The organism is Pyrobaculum organotrophum, from assembly GCF_055384425.1.
The window spans coordinates 605,474-622,619 of record NZ_AP042430.1 but is presented as its reverse complement, the minus strand read 5'-3'; the positions used below and the strand labels follow the sequence as shown (position 1 = coordinate 622,619).

13 protein-coding genes and 1 tRNA gene are annotated in these 17,146 nt (G+C 51.6%); 11 read left to right on the top strand and 3 right to left on the bottom strand.

Going from position 1 to position 17,146, the window contains the following annotated elements; translation table 11 throughout:
* Positions 1 to 36: 36 nt before the first annotated feature.
* From ACZ49R_RS03745 to ACZ49R_RS03725, 5 genes are all read left to right on the top strand, one after another.
* The gene (locus tag ACZ49R_RS03745; protein ID WP_464733803.1) at positions 37 to 8,067 is read left to right on the top strand and encodes a hypothetical protein; all 8,031 of its coding nucleotides are present in this window, start codon (positions 37 to 39) and stop codon (positions 8,065 to 8,067) included.
* 62 nt (positions 8,068 to 8,129) lie between these two features.
* The gene (locus ACZ49R_RS03740; protein WP_011762858.1) at positions 8,130 to 8,726 is read left to right on the top strand and encodes an AMMECR1 domain-containing protein; all 597 of its coding nucleotides are present in this window, start codon (positions 8,130 to 8,132) and stop codon (positions 8,724 to 8,726) included.
* A gap of 29 nt (positions 8,727 to 8,755) precedes the next feature.
* Positions 8,756 to 9,535, top strand: a complete 780-nt coding sequence (locus ACZ49R_RS03735) for a hypothetical protein (RefSeq protein WP_464733802.1) — start codon at positions 8,756 to 8,758, stop codon at positions 9,533 to 9,535.
* Entirely contained in the window at positions 9,516 to 10,046 is a 531-nt protein-coding gene (cyaB, locus tag ACZ49R_RS03730) for a class IV adenylate cyclase (RefSeq protein ID WP_011762860.1), read from the top strand. The genes ACZ49R_RS03735 and cyaB overlap by 20 nt, the downstream gene beginning before the upstream one ends.
* Before the next feature lie 7 nt (positions 10,047 to 10,053).
* Positions 10,054 to 11,808 carry an ATP-dependent DNA ligase gene (locus ACZ49R_RS03725; protein WP_011762861.1) on the top strand — a complete coding sequence of 585 codons (1,755 nt, stop codon included), beginning with the start codon at positions 10,054 to 10,056 and terminating at the stop codon, positions 11,806 to 11,808.
* On the opposite strand, the gene ACZ49R_RS03720 is transcribed toward ACZ49R_RS03725, so the two are convergent.
* On the bottom strand, positions 11,796 to 12,287 hold the full coding sequence (locus tag ACZ49R_RS03720; protein ID WP_011762862.1) for a hypothetical protein: 492 nt from the start codon (positions 12,285 to 12,287) through the stop codon (positions 11,796 to 11,798). The two genes, ACZ49R_RS03725 and ACZ49R_RS03720, sit on opposite strands and share 13 nt — an antisense overlap.
* A 41-nt stretch (positions 12,288 to 12,328) precedes the next feature.
* Between ACZ49R_RS03720 and ACZ49R_RS03715 the strand changes: the two genes are divergently transcribed.
* Genes ACZ49R_RS03715 through ACZ49R_RS03695 form a run of 5 tightly spaced genes read left to right on the top strand, consistent with a single transcriptional unit; the run spans position 12,329 to position 15,588 of the window.
* Complete coding sequence (locus ACZ49R_RS03715; RefSeq protein ID WP_011762863.1) at positions 12,329 to 13,246, top strand: carbohydrate kinase family protein; 918 nt, start codon at positions 12,329 to 12,331, stop codon at positions 13,244 to 13,246.
* 19 nt (positions 13,247 to 13,265) lie between these two features.
* Positions 13,266 to 13,607: a hypothetical protein gene (locus ACZ49R_RS03710; protein WP_011762864.1), complete on the top strand. Its 342-nt coding sequence runs from the start codon at positions 13,266 to 13,268 to the stop codon at positions 13,605 to 13,607.
* Positions 13,604 to 14,281, top strand: a complete 678-nt coding sequence (locus ACZ49R_RS03705; protein WP_464733801.1) for a nucleotidyltransferase family protein — start codon at positions 13,604 to 13,606, stop codon at positions 14,279 to 14,281. Before ACZ49R_RS03710 ends, ACZ49R_RS03705 begins: the two co-directional genes overlap by 4 nt.
* Before the next feature lie 30 nt (positions 14,282 to 14,311).
* Complete coding sequence (locus ACZ49R_RS03700; RefSeq protein WP_011762866.1) at positions 14,312 to 15,037, top strand: hypothetical protein; 726 nt, start codon at positions 14,312 to 14,314, stop codon at positions 15,035 to 15,037.
* A complete protein-coding gene (locus tag ACZ49R_RS03695; protein ID WP_464733800.1) occupies positions 15,034 to 15,588 on the top strand; it encodes a hypothetical protein in 555 nt (184 codons plus the stop codon). Before ACZ49R_RS03700 ends, ACZ49R_RS03695 begins: the two co-directional genes overlap by 4 nt.
* Here the strand turns inward: ACZ49R_RS03695 and ACZ49R_RS03690 are convergent.
* A complete protein-coding gene (locus ACZ49R_RS03690; protein ID WP_464733799.1) occupies positions 15,566 to 15,937 on the bottom strand; it encodes an NfeD family protein in 372 nt (123 codons plus the stop codon). The genes ACZ49R_RS03695 and ACZ49R_RS03690 overlap by 23 nt on opposite strands.
* A gap of 25 nt (positions 15,938 to 15,962) precedes the next feature.
* Between ACZ49R_RS03690 and ACZ49R_RS03685 the strand changes: the two genes are divergently transcribed.
* The gene (locus ACZ49R_RS03685) at positions 15,963 to 17,024 is read left to right on the top strand and encodes a Clp1/GlmU family protein (RefSeq protein ID WP_464733798.1); all 1,062 of its coding nucleotides are present in this window, start codon (positions 15,963 to 15,965) and stop codon (positions 17,022 to 17,024) included.
* On the opposite strand, the gene ACZ49R_RS03680 is transcribed toward ACZ49R_RS03685, so the two are convergent.
* A tRNA-Arg gene (locus ACZ49R_RS03680) sits at positions 17,025 to 17,119 on the bottom strand.
* Positions 17,120 to 17,146: the final 27 nt, after the last annotated feature.

Genomic DNA, 17,146 nt, shown 5'->3' with positions numbered 1-17,146 from the left:
GAAAAAAACTTTTAAACTCCACCTTTTTGAAAAGTCATGCATAACAAAACAAGGTTACTCCTGTTAGGGCTACTGCTCGCCGTCGCGCTCCCCGCAATGATATACGCACAAACTCAGAGGGGAGGGGGATACGTCCTACCCTCCACCTTCAATGTGGTAATGCAGATAAACGACGCCAGAGCCGCATACCAACTAGACCCTAACTATGTCCTCTGTAACCCCTGGCCTAAATCGCTCTTGAACTACCCGCCGTATAGTTTCGCGGCAGGCAAAAACTTCACTCTGATAATTAGAGAAATAAGACAACCCCCAGTATATCCGCCTCAGTTCCAAGATCTCAGGATTAGCGCCACCGCAAACGCAACGGGCTTCGTAAGCTTTCCAATAAGCGTCCCGGGCGGCCTTGATGTAACACAGCCCTCCGACTGGTATGTCGCAATCGTCGTAGAGTGGCCTCGGCCAGGCTACTACTTCCTCATATACAACAAGACATTTACAAGCACGCCGCTTATAGACGTGCTGGGCAATTTGACGGGCAGGCCGGATCTCACTGGCCAGGAGGTATACGACGGACCGTGGGGCGTCATAAAGGTTTATAATGGGCAGGGGCACTACGGCAACTTCTCCGCCTCGACGATACATACGTTCTACATAGGCGTAAACACCCTGGGCAAGCAGTTCCCGCTTACGCTTACTAGGATTGTCACAATTGGGGGCGCTACCATAACGCTGGATAACAACGTCGGCCCGGCGGTAGGACCGACCAACTACGTTAGGAACATAGATCCCAACGTGCAGGCGGTATTCGGCCCGTTCACATACCTAGGCTCCTACGTCTATAACCTCGGCAGCGCGGGTACAACGCCGGATCAATACAGCGTTAAGGTCGACCAGTCCCAAGTGTCGTATGGCTATTACATCTACCTCACAATTGAGGGCAACACGGGTGTTGTGATACAGAGCAAGAACTCCATTCAATACGCCTACAACCTCCTGAGGTATGTATCTATGACGCTTAACAAGACCGCAGGCCCCGGCACCGGCACGCCGGTGCCCATGTCTTGCAACTTGGTGATCTGGAACATGACAACGTACACCGTCAAGATCACAGGCTTGCTAGACCTCAAGGGCAACCCGGTATTCAACCCAGAGAGCTTCAGGTTCAAGATACAGACGAAGATAGGCGACAACTGGGTCACCCTCGACCGCGCCCAGGGCTCATGGCGTTTAGACATAGGCGATGTCAAAGCCGCCCTCAACCAAGTCTGTGGTACTATAACCAGCTTCAACGACCTAAAGCAGTGTTACTACCGGCTTGGGCCTGATGGGTTCAGAACAGCAGTGTTGAGCTTGTACCAGCCGATAATTCTGACAAGACTCGGCGGGATGCTGAAGCTGACGGATACCACTGCCGCCCTATCTACACAAGATTTCGTGACAAAGCTGGTGGCCGAGTACGTATACAACAGCGGCAACGATGTAGTTAATGCCCTCGTGTTCGAAGCTCCGCTGATGGCGCCGGTGAACTGGCAGGGCGTCCTCAACGTGTCGATTCTGCCCGTCCAGATTAGGCTGTGGAGGTGGAGCAACCTGTCGTTACCTCCTGCGTTGCCTAACCCCAGGGAGTACTACTACAGCGACCCGCTCGACCTAGCTTCGCTAAGGTTTGTGGTAAGCGGAGACACAGTGTACATTGACAGATACGCCTACGACGGAGCTATTACGTACGATCCATGGCTCGGCCAAGTGATATGGTCCCTGCCGCCCTATGTGCCTGCTCCCGGGCTTGTCGGCAACGTCAGAGTTAGCCTACTTGCGTGGTTCAACGCAAGCGGCTACCTACCAGCCCCGACCTTGATCGCCAATTTGACAACCAGCGGCTTTAGGTACTTCAACTACAGCGATGCCATGGCGTACAGCGGCTACTTCTCCAAGTTCAACATCGGGATCGTCGGAAGCTACTCCTACAAGTTCAGGATCTACTACAACGACGCCCTAGTGGGCACTGCTAACATCATCGTGAGGTATCCAAACGTCACGTACACCGGCTTGATGAAGCAAGATGCCGCCTCTGTCAGAGGAGTGCTCCAGCCGGTGTACGACTCCAACAACAGGGTTGACATGTACAATGTGGAGTACGCCACTCCCGCCAGGTTCTACGACAGGGAGCACGTAATACACATAGCGATTATTAGGATATTCCAGAACATACTGCTGAGGGACGCATGTGGCAACCCGATATCCGGCGTATCTGCCGGCCTGGCCGGCGCCTACCTAACGCTGAATGTGACGGTTGGAGACCGTAGCGTGACAATCAGCAGGCTACCGCTTGGAAGCGAGGTGCCTGTCGACGTGTACATACCAATTGACCAGTGGGGCAACCCGCAGCTCGACCTAACAAGCGGCTCCATCGTTGCGTACCCAGTCCTCTACTACTTCGGCTACAAGCTCTACCCAGTGGCCAACGTTTCCCAGATCCCGGCGAGTCAGCCCATGCCTCTGACGATTCCGATTAAGTTCGGTGTTGTGAGGAAGCCGGTGCTCTACCTCCCCATCGCGCCGCTGCTCTTCAGAGTCTGGAGCCAGGCGATATCAGCCAACTACGACCCGCTCAAGGAGCCACTTGTGGGCTTTGTAGTTAGGGTCTTCAGCACTGCGACCGGCGACGAGATGGCGAGAAGCATATCCAACGTGACGGGCTACGCATACGTGCCCAATGTGCCTATTGGGGTGCCGCTGAAGGTATCCGTGAGGACCATTGTGCCGTCTTCTGACAGATACTGGAGCTATACATACGAGCAGATCAAGAGGTCTAACGACTATGCCTCCTATGCCACATTCATGGGCCGCAACCCCGCGGAAGACGTCTACACGCTGGGCACAAGAGGCGCGATTGACGCTGGCCTAGAGGTGAACAAGACAACCATAGTCCTCACGGCGGGCAACGCGTCGAAATACATATGTGCCAAGGAGCCCATTAACCTAGCTACGCAAGTGTTTGACCTAGTCGTGAGGCTGTGGGATAAGACAGGTAAGTACTTGCTGAGGAGCCAGTACGTCTACTTCGGGCCGTATCCGCAGGCGACTAGGCCGTACCTGATGAACGTAACGCTCGTCGTCGACGGTGGCGTGTATCCCGACGCCTCTAGATGGATGAACTACGCCACAAACGACTACAAGATTTTGACGGACTTCCGTGTAATAGGTATAACCGGCATGAGGTCGATATACCAGAAGCTGGCCTCGTACTACTTGAAGCAGGCGCAGACCTATCTCAACTGTCCGACATATGCAGTTGCCAACTACTCGGCTGCCATCAACGCGTTTGCCCTCGCCGCGATGGCTGGGTACATCGCCAACGCCTCGACAGACAGGTACGCCGCTGTGTTCCTGCTGACGTCGCAGCAGCCGAAGGACTTAATCGACGTGTGTTCGATGACGCCTTCGCAGGTGGGGGCCTCCGAGCTGGCGAGGCTGTTTATGCCGGGCCAGAGGCTGAGGTTCGTCGTGTGGTACCTAGGCCAGAAGGTGTTTGACGACTACGTGACTATCACAGGGCCGGTTGTGGACATAAGAACCGACGTATACCCAGTCAACACCACGACCTACACAAAGAGCATGAGGTTGCCCGTTGACTCGTTCGTAGGCTTCACGCTGTCTGACGTCTACGTAGGCGTCGCAGCCAACAAGACGCCCGTCGACACGTTGTTTGCAAATGCGTCCGTTGCCTCGAGGTTGCTTGCTCCATTTGACTCGATGTACAAGGTGTACAACCTCGGCTGGCTTGTGGACAACGAGCTGGCGAAGTCTAGCCAGTCGATGTACAACGATATGGTATACGCGGCCAGCGGAGGCCAATCCCAGACGTGGTACTACGGAACCTACAAGCCGACCACCTCTGGCGTCGAGTTCGTATATCTGCCTAACCTCGTAGTGATAAGAAACGGCACATCTGCGAAGTACCTCACCACGTTGCTCAACAGCGTCCAGCAGAGGACGGTCACACAGAGGAGCGCCAACTCCATACCGCTACAGAACTTCACGGTGCAAGTCCCCGCCTCTTCCAGCGGCACGGTAACGCTAAGTGGCGCATATATCAAGTACGACCCGGCGTCCAACTCGACCTACCTCCACCTAACGGCCTACAACGGCACTGAAAACGGCGTCTGGGTTCAGCCGGATGCCGTGTTGAACCTACAGCTTGCCGTGTTGCCAAATGGCACAGTTAAGAAGAACTTCGTCTACGAGTATCCCGCCAACTACACCATAGACCTCTACGTCTATGCCAAATGTGGTAACATTACACTCCAGGGCGCCCCCGGCGACATATCTGTTAACGTAAACGTGCAGGCAGGAAAGTGTCCCGCAACTATCGTGCTGAAGGGCGTCAATATGAGCTATCCTATTAAGACGATCGTATTGCCTGCGACACCCAGTGCAGAATACGTCGTGAGTTTCGACAGATGGTTCAAGGCGCTATACGACACAGTCTTCATGTCCTACGGTGTACTCTACCACTCGAGTGATGTTGTTGAGAGGAACCACATCCTGTACGTGTTGACCTATCCGGGCGCCAACAGAATATGTGCTGTTCAGACTGCAGTTACACAAGTTGGCCCAGACGATGAGTACACCTACGTGTTGAGGTTGAGAGACGCCAACGTGACTAACTACAGGACCTTGTTGGTGACTCTGCCGTGGAAGATCGCCGGCGGCGGAAAGGCTCTGGTCAACATCACCGCGTACTTCGATAACAACAACACGCTGATCGACTACAAGGTCTATAACTTGACATCGATACTCAATGGCACAAAGGGTAGCCAGGCCACCGTCGCTCTGCCGCTGAACTTCGGCAAAGTTGGCCAGCTGGCGTATGCCATAGCAACCACGGGCGCAGTGATACGGTACGAGATCAAGTTCTACATGTACGACCCGAGGAGTGCTCCATACAGCGTCTGTGCGGTTAAGTTGGTGCCGCTGTATGCAAACTACAAGACCGTTTCTATGTACGACTGCGAGGTGCCGTCTCTGGCTGGCCCGACGAGGATTGACCCCACCACTGTCGTTTATAGCATCGACCCTGCCGGCTCTGCCAACAACGGATTTACTGCGACGTTTGACCAGTATGGCGGGTTCGGCGCTCCGATTACCTACGTGGTGAGAGCCGGAGACGTTGCTCTACTGCCGTCTTGGTACCACAAGACCTCGGTGGCTGGGTCGCGCATCTCCAGGATATGGCTGATCGCAGCCAGCGACGACCCGTCCAAGGGTCCGGCGCTTGGTACACAATATGTCGAGCTAACGGCCAAGGACGACAAGGTTACTGTGAAGGGCTACAAGCTGCCTAAGTACCTTGTGATTAACTACATACCACCCGTCTGCCGCGGCTACATCACCACGACCTACCTAGACGAGTTCGACGGCTCCGGCAGAATCAGCGGCCTGGGCTTTGGCGTGGGCGGCACGAGCTCGCTGTTGCTGAGCAACTATACGCACGTGGCTATGTGGAACTCCACCGCCATGTGGATGGCCGGAGGAGTGTTCAAGTTGCCTACCGTTGCTCTCGACTACTTGAGCGTGCAGAACGACGCCCAGTTCCCGATATATGTTGGATCGCTGACTGTGAAATACGGCGACTGGAGGTACGAGGTGCCGATGAATTTGACGAGGGTTGACGCGAAGTCTACCGTGAGCATGATTCCGCTAAACGGCTACGGCTTCGGCAGGACGTACATGATCAACGCGACCGACGTCTGGGGCTTCAGACTGGTGCAGCCCAACTACGCCTACGGTCTGAAGGTCTACCACGGCGGTTTGGTTGACGCGATTAAGTACTTCGGCATACCGACTATGCCGCAGACCCTTGACAAGTACATACAGCCGCTGACGAGCCAGTACTACCTACAGAACGTACTGTACGCGAGCCATGCCGAGACGACGCAGTGGACGTTTGGCATACTGAACAACAAGATCTCCGAGGTGACCCGCGGCGCTTGGGGCAACTTCGACGTGAACACCACCAACTGGGACTACAAGTACGTGTTCAACTTCCCGACTCTGCCGCTGAAGGAGATACGCGACTGGAACGACAGACCGTTGGCTAACCAGACCGTGGCGCTGTTTGACAGATCCGGCAGGCTCTACGCAGTGGTGTACAGCAACAGCTTGGGTAGGCTGGCATATCCGTTGCCCGATCTGTCTTCGGTAGGCCTATCGAACGTGGTGAGGGTGGCGTGGTACGACGGCTACATCGTCGAGCTGTTGATGGGCAAGCCCGAGTTCACGATATGGGTCTACGACCAGCTGATTCAGAGAGATGTGACCGAGTTGGGCAACGCCTCAGCTAACGACAAGATAAGGACCTACGTCTACCCGCTGACTGTCACCGTAAAGGACGACGTTGGGAGGCCGTTGACGAACATGTATGTGAAAGTAGTTGATACTTCAACTGTCGGCCAGTTGGTAAATGCAGCAAATAAGACTGGCGCCGACGGTGGCGCACAGGTTGTAGATCTGAGGATTTCGAAGTACTCAACTGGCGTACTGTCGCAGATTCCGCCTACTAGCTACTACTACTTCGTCTATGACCAATCTGGCGCCCTAGTGGCCGCCGGCAGATTTGAGATACAACGCGGCGCCTCGGTGCCGTCCACCGGCTGGAACGTGGTGGCTACTGTGAGGTACGCCACCGAGATACCTGTGAAGAACAGCGCCACTAGAGGCTATCTGCTGATTAAGGGCGTGGAGTTCCTCAACGGCACTAAGAAAGACATCAAGATTCCGTTTACCATATCTGGCGGTGTGATGGTGCTCGGCGGCAAGGTACCTGTGTCTGTTGAATATCCGGTTGAGATCTACGTAACCCACGTGACGTTAGGCGGCCAGGAGGTGCCTGTTAAGGGCGGTCAGTTCCTTGTGTTCAGCGGTAAGACCACTGACTTACTAGCTGGTCTTGACTTCGCCGAGCTTGGGCTGACCGGCGTAGTGACGATACAAGCTGTTGATGCCAGCGGCGCTCCGAGGAGCGACTGGACTGTGCAAGTGCTCTACGGCAATCTAACCGCCGCCCAAGGTGCCGGCCAGGTGCAAGTTGTATTGCCGAGGACTGATGTGTTAGACCAGCCGTATGTCGTGAGAGTGATTACAAACGCAATTGCGCCAAATGGCAAGGCGTTAGTCAAAGAACAGACGCTTGAGTTAAAACAGAAGGCGCTGTCTCTACAGATACCCGTCTCGACGGTGAAGGTGGTTGTGCAAGTGATTGACGGCTTTGGTAATGTAAGAAGTGACTGGCCTGTGGTTGTAGAAAACGTCGCCACTGGCATGGGCCAGGTGGCTACTGAGTTGGTAGATGGTCAACAGTATGTAGCTCGTGCAACAGGTCTCGGCTACACTAACACTACAACCTTTGTGGCCAAGGGCCCGCAGATGGTGGTGAGGATCAAGATACCCACTGCTAAGATCGTGGCCCAGGTGGTGGACGGCTTTGGCAACGTGAGAAGCGACTGGACTGTCCAAGTCGTCGGCGTAACAAGCGGTCAGGGTAGCATAGGGCCCGTAGAGGTGCTAGCCGGCACATACACAGTGAAGACTTCAGTCTTCGGCAAGGAGTTCAGCCAGACTGTCAACGTGCAGCCGGGCCAGACCGTGACTGCGGCTGTGCAAGTGCCCACCGCTAAGCTGAGCGTGACTGCCGTTGACGATGACAAAAAGCCTCTTGACCGCTACGTCTCTTCTGTAGAGTTGACCGGCCCGCTGTCGTTGATGTTCTCCACGCCGCCGAAGGATGTAGAAGTGCTTGCCGGGACCTACAGTATAAAGGTGCAAGCGCTAGGCAAGGAGGCTTCTGCTCAGATTACGCTTAATCCAGGCGAGGTGAAGAACATACAGGTGGTGGTGCCTGGCACCGCCGGGCTTGACATTGGTGGTACTAGAATTCCGTTGCCGACGCTGGTGCTGTACGGCCTGTTGTTACTAGTGGTCGTTGTGATACTGGCGATATTGATAATTGAGTACAACAACTGGAGGAGGAGACGTCTAATGCAGATATTAGCCCCGCCTAAGTAATAAACCCCGCTTTTTCTCGTATTACTCCCCAACTTTTTTAACTTCTCTCTCCCCATTTTTCTATGTCTCTCGGTCAGGCGCTTGTCTCTCACGTACGTTCTGCCATGTTGGCTAAGCTCCGCGGCCAGCCCCTCCCCGAGTCCCACCCCCTTCTTTCTGGCATGAAGAGTGGGGTGTTTGTCACTGTGGAGGCTATTGTGAGGTCGGGTGGGTTTGAGAGGAGGGAGGTTAGGGGGTCGCTTGGGGTGGTAGAGCCGTTTAAAGACCTGGCGTACGACACGGCGAAGATTGCGGCTAAGCTTGTATATGCCATCCCCCGGTTTACTGAGTTTGACCTTAGGAGGTCTGTCATAGAGGTCACTCTTGTGGAAGAGCTTAGGGAGTGGGACGGCGGGCTTGCCGGCTTTGAGTGGGGGAGGGAGGGGGTGTACGCAGTGGCTGGCCAGCGGAGGGTTGTCGTACTTCCACAGACTATGATAGAGAGGAAGATCCTTGGCGAGGCTCTCTTGAGGTATATTGAGTCTATGGCGGGGCCCCCCGAGAGGTTGTATAGATTTTCTACACGTATTTTCTACGAGCTACACCCCGAGGGGGAGGTTATTGAACGTGAGCTTTGGAAATCTCGTGTTATTAAACAATTTCTAGAAGTTGTACGTTAAGCTTTTATACTACTGCGCCTTTTTTCCCAATGTACATAGAGTTGTTTGTAGTAGCTGGGCAAAGCGCCGAGCTTGAAAACGCCCTTAAGAAAGTTGTCGAAGAGCTTAGGGCTCATGTCCAAAGGCCTGACAAGGTGAGACTTGCCACTGTAAAGATAAGGCCCGACGCGGTGGAGCAAGTAATTAAATTAGTGGGAGAGCCGCCGGATAAAGTGCCGCCCCACTATAGATCTTTAGTCAATATGTTGAAGAAATATGGCATTACGAAATTCCCCGCCGTGGTAGTAGACGGAGTTAAAGTGGGGGAGGGCGATTTATCTATAGACGCAGTCCTTAAGGCAGTGCAAGATAGAGCTAGGGCGGAGTTTCCAGAACTCTCTACAATTGAGCTCGTCCCGCCTAGGCCCACGCCGGCGCCTATACAGCCGGTAGAGGTACGTCCGCTAGAGCCGGCGCCTGAGTCTCTTAAGCCTCCGGAGCCTCCGCGGCCGCCTCCAGTAGAGTTGCCAAAGCCGCCTGAGGCCCCCCGCCCAGTGGAGCTGCCACCCCCCGCTCCAGAGGCCGCGAGGCCGGAGCCCCCACGTCTCCCGGCGGCGGAGGCCCCGCCGGCTAGACCCCCCGAGCCGCCTCGGCTTGTGGAAGCCCCGAGGCCCCTCACTGCAGTTGTAAAACTTGTCCTCGGCCGCCCGGATAACTGCGCCGAGTGTGCGTACTACGGCCAGTTGACCTCGCGGTGTTTCCTCTTTGGATTTACTATTTCTAACCCCGCCTCGCCGCCTTGTAAACAATATGTTAGAAGTGGAGGTTAAATACAGGGCGGATCTAGGCTCTGTTAGAGAGCGTCTAAAGTCGCTTGGTTTTTCTCTCGTGGCGGCTGGGTGGGAGGAGGATATATATTTCCAACACCCCTGTAGAGATTTCGCTTCGACAGACGAGGCGTTGAGAGTGAGAATTTCGGGGGGGCGCGTCGGAGTTACTTATAAAGGCCCCCGCATGGGTTTCGGCGGCAAGACTAGGGTTGAGCTTTCAGCCGCCGCCGACGTTTCAATAGTCGAGATTTTTGAAAAACTGGGGTTTGTGGCTGTGGCTAGGATAAAGAAGAGGCGTGAGTATTACAGAGGCGGGGGTTTTACCATATCTCTCGACCAAGTAGAGGGCCTTGGCGAGTTTGTCGAAATTGAGAAGGTGGTAGAGGGGGAGGGGGAGGTTGCAGAGGCTGTGGCAGAGATTAGGAGACTGGCGGCGAGGCTAGGGGTGGGCGAGGAGGTTAGAGAGACATATCTCGAGCTTTTTCTCAACACTTTTAAATCTGGGAGGTAGGTTATACGTGCAGTTTGGAGAACTTGTCAAAACTCTAGCCGCCGTAGAGTCTACTACCCAGAGGACCACTATGGTTAAGCTTTTAACTTCTCTTTTTAAGAAGGCGCGGCCTGAGGAAATAGATAAAATAATCTACTTTGTCTTAGGCGATTTAAGACCCCCGTGGGAGGGGGTGGAGCTGGGGGTTGCAGAGAAGTTGTGTCTTAGGGCGGTTTCTAAAGCGACGGGAGTTTCTATATCTGAACTCGAGGCGCTTTATAAAAAGACGGGCGACGTAGGAGAGGCGGCTAGAAAAGCGCTGTCAACAGCCAAGCGCCCTGGCCTCTTGGCCTTTGGCCAACAAAAGCCGCTGGAGGTGTCTGAAGTATATGACACACTTCTTAAAGTTGCGCAAGCGTCTGGAGAAGGGGCGCAAGACATGAAGATCTCTCTATTGGCGTCGCTTTTTGCAAAAGCCTCGCCAGAGGAGGCTAAATATATCGCTAGATTTGTCGTAGGCAAACTAAGGCTGGGTGTTGCAGATATGACGTTGATAGAGGCGCTGTCTGACGCCTTTGGCGTAGATAAAGAGGCTCTAGAGAGGGCTTACCACATTTATCCAGACTTGGGCAAACTGGCGCGCCACGTGGCAGAAGGGAGACCGCTTGAGGAGATTAAAATTACGCCGGGCGTGCCCGTCCTCCCAATGTTGGCGCAGAGACTTTCCTCCTCTTCTGAGATTTTAGCTAAACTGGGGGGCTCTGCCATATGTGAATATAAATACGATGGGGAGAGGGCGCAGATCCATCTAAAAGAGGGCGTTGTGAAGATATTCAGTAGGAGACTTGAAGATATTACACACGCCTATCCAGACGTAGTTAAAGCTGTGAGAGAGGCTGTCTCAGCTAGAGAGGCTATCTTAGAGGGGGAGATTGTAGCTATAGACCCCGACACAGGCGATATGCTGCCGTTTCAAGAACTTATGCATAGAAAGAGAAAACACGAGGTGGCTGTTGCAGTGGAGATGTACCCAGTGGTTCTCAACCTCTTTGACCTACTGTATATAGATGGCGAGGATTTAACAAACGAGCCTCTTATATATCGTAGAGTGAGACTGTCGGAGGTTGTACAAGAGACAGAGAAGGTGTCGATAGCTAAGTGGAGGGTTTTTGACGACGCAGAGGAGATAGATGTGTTTTTCCACGAGGCCGTCTCTCTAGGCATGGAGGGCCTCGTTTGTAAATCGCCTACGTCGGTATATGAAATGGGGGCCAGGGGGTGGAACTGGATTAAATACAAGAGAGATTACAAAAGCGAGATGATAGACACAGTAGATTTAGTAGTAGTAGGCGCTTTCTATGGCAGAGGAAAACGCGCCGGGCTCTACGGCGCTTTTCTCCTCGCGGCGTATGACCCAGCCACAGACATGTTTTACACAGTCTGTAAAGTGGGGAGCGGATTTACAGACGCCGACCTTAAAAAAATGTACGAGATGTTGCAGCCGTATAAAATACCACATAGACATCCGAGAGTTGTCTCTAAGATGGAGCCCGACGTTTGGTTCACGCCTCAGGTAGTAATTGAAGTCATCGGCGCGGAGATTACGCTGTCGCCTCTCCACACTTGTTGTCTAGGGGCTGTAAAGCCGGGGGTCGGCCTGGCCATTAGATTCCCAAGATTTACAGGCCGCTATAGGACAGATAAATCGCCTGAACAAGCCACGACTGTGTCTGAGATGATAGAGCTCTATAAGAGACAGAAAAAGGTAGCTCAGCCCGAGTAGACTTTCTCAAGCGTCCATCTCAAAACCCTAAGTATTTCCCGTCTCCTCTCTTCAGTTCTATAGTTATATATCTTCATCGCTGTTGTCTCAGTCTCGCCGCCCTCTAGCTCATACCTAAGCACCTCCTCTTGTTTTAGCGACCCCTGTCTGACCTCTTTCGCGTCTTCTTCTCTATACTTCTGTAGGAATTTGTCAAGGAAAAACCTCTTGAAGAGGCCGTCTAATTTCACCGGCTCCTTGAACTTAATATAGAGATAGTCTCTATACACCTCTACAGTTGCATATATCTCGCCGCCTCTACCTTTTACCTCTTCCACAGCCTCTGGCTTTGCCACTTGCGCCGCCGTGGAGAAAGACTTCTCTCCAATAGACTTGTCTAAAATCTCCAATAGGGCGGTGTAGAGCTTGAGCTCTTGCTGTAGCTGGGCGATCTTCTCCTCTAGTATCTTCCTAATTTCTAACATCTTTTGGACATCCACATTTAACCCCACAGTATTTATATTTAAAATTTAGAAGAGGTGTGGACGTAGTATCAGTTGGAAATTTAAACTTCGACATATATCTCAAAGTTTCTGAACTGCCGGGGCCTGACGAAAATGTAGAAGTCCTCGATTTATACACAGGCGGGGGAGGCTCGGCGGCTAATTTCTCTGTCGCGGCGGCTAGGCTGGGGCTTGGCGTTAGATTTATAGGCGCAGTCGGCGAAGACCCGCTAGGTGAGCTATCGCTAAGAGAGCTGAGGTCTGAGGGCGTTGATGTCTCCTATGTGAAAAGAGTGGCTGGCGTAAGATCTGGCGTAGTTATTGTGTTAGTACACCCCGACGGGGTAAAAAGAATGTTGTCGTATAGAGGCGCAAACCTAGGCCTATCTCCAGCCGATTTGACAATAGAAAAATTCCGCGGCTTCCGACATATACATTTAGCTACAGGAAGGACAGAGCTTATTCTAAAGGCGAAGGAAATTGCTAAAGAAATAGGAGCCACAGTGTCATTAGATGGGGGGACTGCTCTTGCGAAAAAAGGCCTTGATATAGTTAAAGCTGTTGTAAATGGCATAGATATAGTCTTTATGAATCAGGTAGAGGCTAAGTTACTTGCTAATTCACATGACCACAAGACGGCAGTTGAAAAACTTGCAAAGGAGCTTTCTGTAAGAGAGCTTGTAGTGACCCTGGGGCCTAGGGGCGCGGTGGCTTTCGACGGCAGGAGACTACTACATGTAGACGCCTTTAAGTTAGACGCTGTAGATACAACAGGGGCGGGGGACTGTTTCGCCGCCGCTTATGTAGCCATGTATCTAAGGGGGAGAGATCTATATGAAAAACTGCTCTTTGCTAACGCAGCCGCCGCTATAAAAGTAACTAGGCCGGGGGCGCGGTCTTCTCCCCGCTATAGCGAAGTTGTCGCTTTTCTAGAGTCGCTTGGCTACAAGATTTAAATATATGGTTGTATTATAGATAGTGGCTCAACAAAAAACTTTATGTCTAGGCCCTAGATGCGCCTTCGGCCCAAACGGCACCTCCTTGTTTAGATGTGGAAAGAAGGCCCTCAAGCCTATGATTAAGGGAAATAAAATAGTGTTTTGGTGCACATGGCTAAACGACGAATGTATAGGAGCTAAGTGTCAATACGCCTATTGCGAGGCGAGGGCTATGACGCCGGAGGGGTATTGTACATACAAACCCGCAGGGGGGGAGGAGACGAAAAGAGATATCTTGGCCGAGGTTAAAAAGATAGAGAAGGAGGTTGAGAAAATTAGAGTACATTTAAAAAGACAGGGACTTGGCGACTATTTGTGAAAGCTGTAATTCTGGCGGCCGGCCTCGGCACTAGGTTAAGACCGTTGACTTTTCTAGTGCCTAAAGCTCTAGTTACAATTGGGACAAAGCCCCTCGTTGATTATGTTATCGAGTGGCTTAGGTTAAACGGCGTGAGAGATATAGCTATCGTGGGGTACCATATGCAAGATGTGTTAGAGAGATATCTCTCGCAGTTTCACCCAGATGTAGTTTTCTTCAAGTCGCGGAAGTTGCTTGGGACCGCCGGCCAGTTGTATTATACAAAAGAGTGGGCCGACGGCGACGTCGTCGTTGTTAATACAGACGTGTTGACAAACCTAGATTTAAAAAAACCAGCTGAGCTTCACAAATCTAGGGGAGCTCTCCTAACTATTGTCGGACAGATACACAAGGTCTCCCTACGTTTTGGGGTTTTAGAGGTAGACGGCGGGATGTTGAAGTCTTGGAAAGAAAAGCCAAGTTTTGAATATATAACGTCAACAGGAGTTTACATAATCTCTGACAAAGTTATAAAAAAGTTGGGGGAGGAGTATTTAGATATGGACGCCCTTGCCAAATCGCTTATTCCAAACGTAGCTGTTTATGTGGCTAAAGAGGCGTTTTTCTACGACGTGGGGACGTTAGAAGATTTGGCAAAAATACAGGAGGTAAGACTAGAGAGTTTGAAGCCGTAACAAATATATATTTTCCACTATTTATATGCGATGAGTGTATGCCCAGCTCTTAGGCGGGTAGAAAGCGGATTTATATGTAGCTACAGTAATAAGCCGATAGACCCGTTTAGTTGGTATTGTATAGGCAACTATACGGAATGTCCTATCTTTATCAGATTTTCGCGAGAGGAGAAGAAGCCAGCGGCGCCCAAGCCTGAGGAGGCGCCGAAACCTCTTACAGAGGTTATTCCTCTTGCGCCAGAGAAGGCAGAGACTGAGTTTGAAAAGGCGATTAAGCCCGCTGTCGATAATGTTGTTTTAAAATACGACGACTTAGTGAAAAAACTTGACGATATGTGGAAGGAGTATGAAAGCAGCGTGATTGGGGCGAGAAAACAGTGGGAGGTAGAAAAGATGACGCTTGTGAGGGCGCAAGAGATTCTAAATAAAACAATCGGCGACTATGAAAAGATGTTGGCCGAGGTGGAGCTAAAGAAGGACTTTATGCCACAAGACGCCTATGAAAACATCAAGAGAGAGCTTGAGACAAAACTAGAGAGTCTAAAGGGGCTTTTAGACGAGGTTAGATCTAAATACGCAGCCTTGGAGGAAAACCTCGGCGCGCATTTCAAAAGAGTGCTCTCTACTTCTACAAACGCAGAGGTAATCTCACTAAAGCTCTCTCTTTCTAAACTTGACGAATTGTTGAAAGAGGGGAAGATATCGCAAGAGACATACGAAAAACTTAAGAAAGAGCTAGAGGAGTTGTTAAAATGAGCTTAGACGTCGCATATTTAGCCCTTGGCGAATTGGAAAAATTACTTTCGCAATATGACGAGAGACTTAAGGGTATTGAAGACACTTGGAGAGCTTTTGTAGAATCTGCCTCAAGAGCCAAGGCCGGGTGGGATGCAGATTTGCCAAAGATAAAAGTTAGAATCGACCAGCTGAAAAACGTCGTAGAGAGCCTAAAGAGAGAGCTTGAGTTATTGTTGGCTAAGAGAGAGCTTGGCTTGATACCGGAAAAAGACTATCTCGACCTTTCTACAGAGCTACAGAAGAAAATTGAGGAGTACCAAGAAAAGCTCAATGCGCTTACACAAAAAGTTTCTGAGATAGAGGGCAGAGTGCTCTACTTCTGGTCCAGGGCGCTTACTAAAGAGTATCTAGCTAAGTTCGACCTTGTCGAGCTCGAGAAAAAAATTGAGGAGGCTAAAGCGGCTGGGAAAATAGATGACGAGACTTATACAAAAATTAAACACGAAATCTCTATAATGAAACATACATGGGAGTTGCTAAACCTCATCACATCTCTTGGCAAGGCCTGACATAGGCACGTCCGTTTTTTACGTCAAGAAGTTCAACACATGTGCCGACAGCCGCCTCACAGCTGAGACATACGGCTCTCCAATAAACGCCCTCTATTTTCACCACGCCCTCTGGCTTGAGGTCTTCTACCACCACGCCCCTCCCGCCCAGATAGCTGTACTCTTTTGGCGTTTCTTTAAATACCTTAATCCCTATATATGCCGTAATGACTAAAAAAGGCGCCGATAGTACAACGACAATCCAAAGCGGGATTACGCCAAATATATAGAGGAGAAATGCTATAATTACAGGGGCTGAAAAAAGCAATAGTTCGTCAAGCAACGCCACTATTGTGACGAGACGAGACATATATTGCCCCCACCCATAGATTAATATGTCTACAGTAGTAGTACCACAGGGCTATACGGCTCTTCTAAGAGGCCCCGCCACAGTGGAATGTCGAGAGCCATGTAGAGTATTCGGCAGCGTCTTCCACAGATTTGAAATCCCCCCTCACAAACAATATCCCGTCGAAGGCCCTGCGGTTTTTACAATAGAAAGCGGCGTAGTGGCTATTGTAAACGGATCTGCCATACCGCAAGATTGGCACTTAGAACTCAGCGGCGTAGTCGCACTAGTCGGGCCGACAGACGCGGGGAAGAGTAGCCTATCTACATACTTAGTAAATATACACACTTCCCAAGGCAAAAAGGTATGTATAGTCGATGCAGACGTAGGCCAGTCAGACATAGGGCCGCCCGGTTTTGTATCCTATAGTTGTACCACATCCCCCATCCCACACATCTCGGAGCTAGAGCCATACGACGCATATTTCGTCGGTACGACAAATCTCCAGGGAGTCGAGGAGTTACTTGTGGCAGGGGTTGTCTGGGGAGTCAGAAGATCTATTGCGCAATACCCCCACCTAGTTGTAATAAACACCCCCGGGTGGACCACAGGCAGAGGTCTCCAACTACTTAGGGCTGTAGTCGACGCAGTAGAGCCAACAGTGATAAACATTGGAGAGGCCGCCCTCCCCGGCCGCCTCATATCTAAACCACGCCATGTCCTTTCCCGCGGCCCGCAAGAGAGGAGAGAATTGCGAAATTTATCATACAGAAGACATGTAAAACTCATAGAAAAGACTCAGATAGATCTAGAAAAAATGGCTGTTTGTAAGTGGGAGAAGGGGCTCGTCTGTCCCTGGGGGAGATACACCCCCGCCGACGTTAGCGAGCCTCAGAAAAAAGGCCGTGAGTTTATAGTGCCGCACCACTATTTAAGACATATATTCGCCGCTTTGTATAAAAACGGGAAGTTGGTTGGATACGCCATAGTGGAAAAATTCGAGCCTAAGATAGTCGCATATGTAACAACAACAGACTTTGACGAGATACGTATTGGAAAAATCAGGTTAGACCCCCAGACTCTAGAAGAGCTAGAGCCGTTACCCTAGCGGGCCCGGTGGGATTTGAACCCACGACCTACGGCTCCGCAGGCTCGGCGGACCACAAGTCCTCCGCCGCTCCATCCAGGCTGAGCTACGGGCCCTCCCAATTACATTTCCCGCCTTTAAAA

Coding starts and splice junctions, on each gene's coding strand:
- ACZ49R_RS03690 (WP_464733799.1), bottom strand. CDS start 15,937: ATGTCTCGTCTCGTCACAATAGTGGCGTTGCTTGACGAACTATTGCTT.
- ACZ49R_RS03685 (WP_464733798.1), top strand. CDS start 15,963: ATGTCTACAGTAGTAGTACCACAGGGCTATACGGCTCTTCTAAGAGGC.
- ACZ49R_RS03695 (WP_464733800.1), top strand. CDS start 15,034: ATGAGCTTAGACGTCGCATATTTAGCCCTTGGCGAATTGGAAAAATTA.
- ACZ49R_RS03745 (WP_464733803.1), top strand. CDS start 37: ATGCATAACAAAACAAGGTTACTCCTGTTAGGGCTACTGCTCGCCGTC.
- cyaB (WP_011762860.1), top strand. CDS start 9,516: ATGTTAGAAGTGGAGGTTAAATACAGGGCGGATCTAGGCTCTGTTAGA.
- ACZ49R_RS03700 (WP_011762866.1), top strand. CDS start 14,312: ATGAGTGTATGCCCAGCTCTTAGGCGGGTAGAAAGCGGATTTATATGT.
- ACZ49R_RS03735 (WP_464733802.1), top strand. CDS start 8,756: ATGTACATAGAGTTGTTTGTAGTAGCTGGGCAAAGCGCCGAGCTTGAA.
- ACZ49R_RS03740 (WP_011762858.1), top strand. CDS start 8,130: ATGTCTCTCGGTCAGGCGCTTGTCTCTCACGTACGTTCTGCCATGTTG.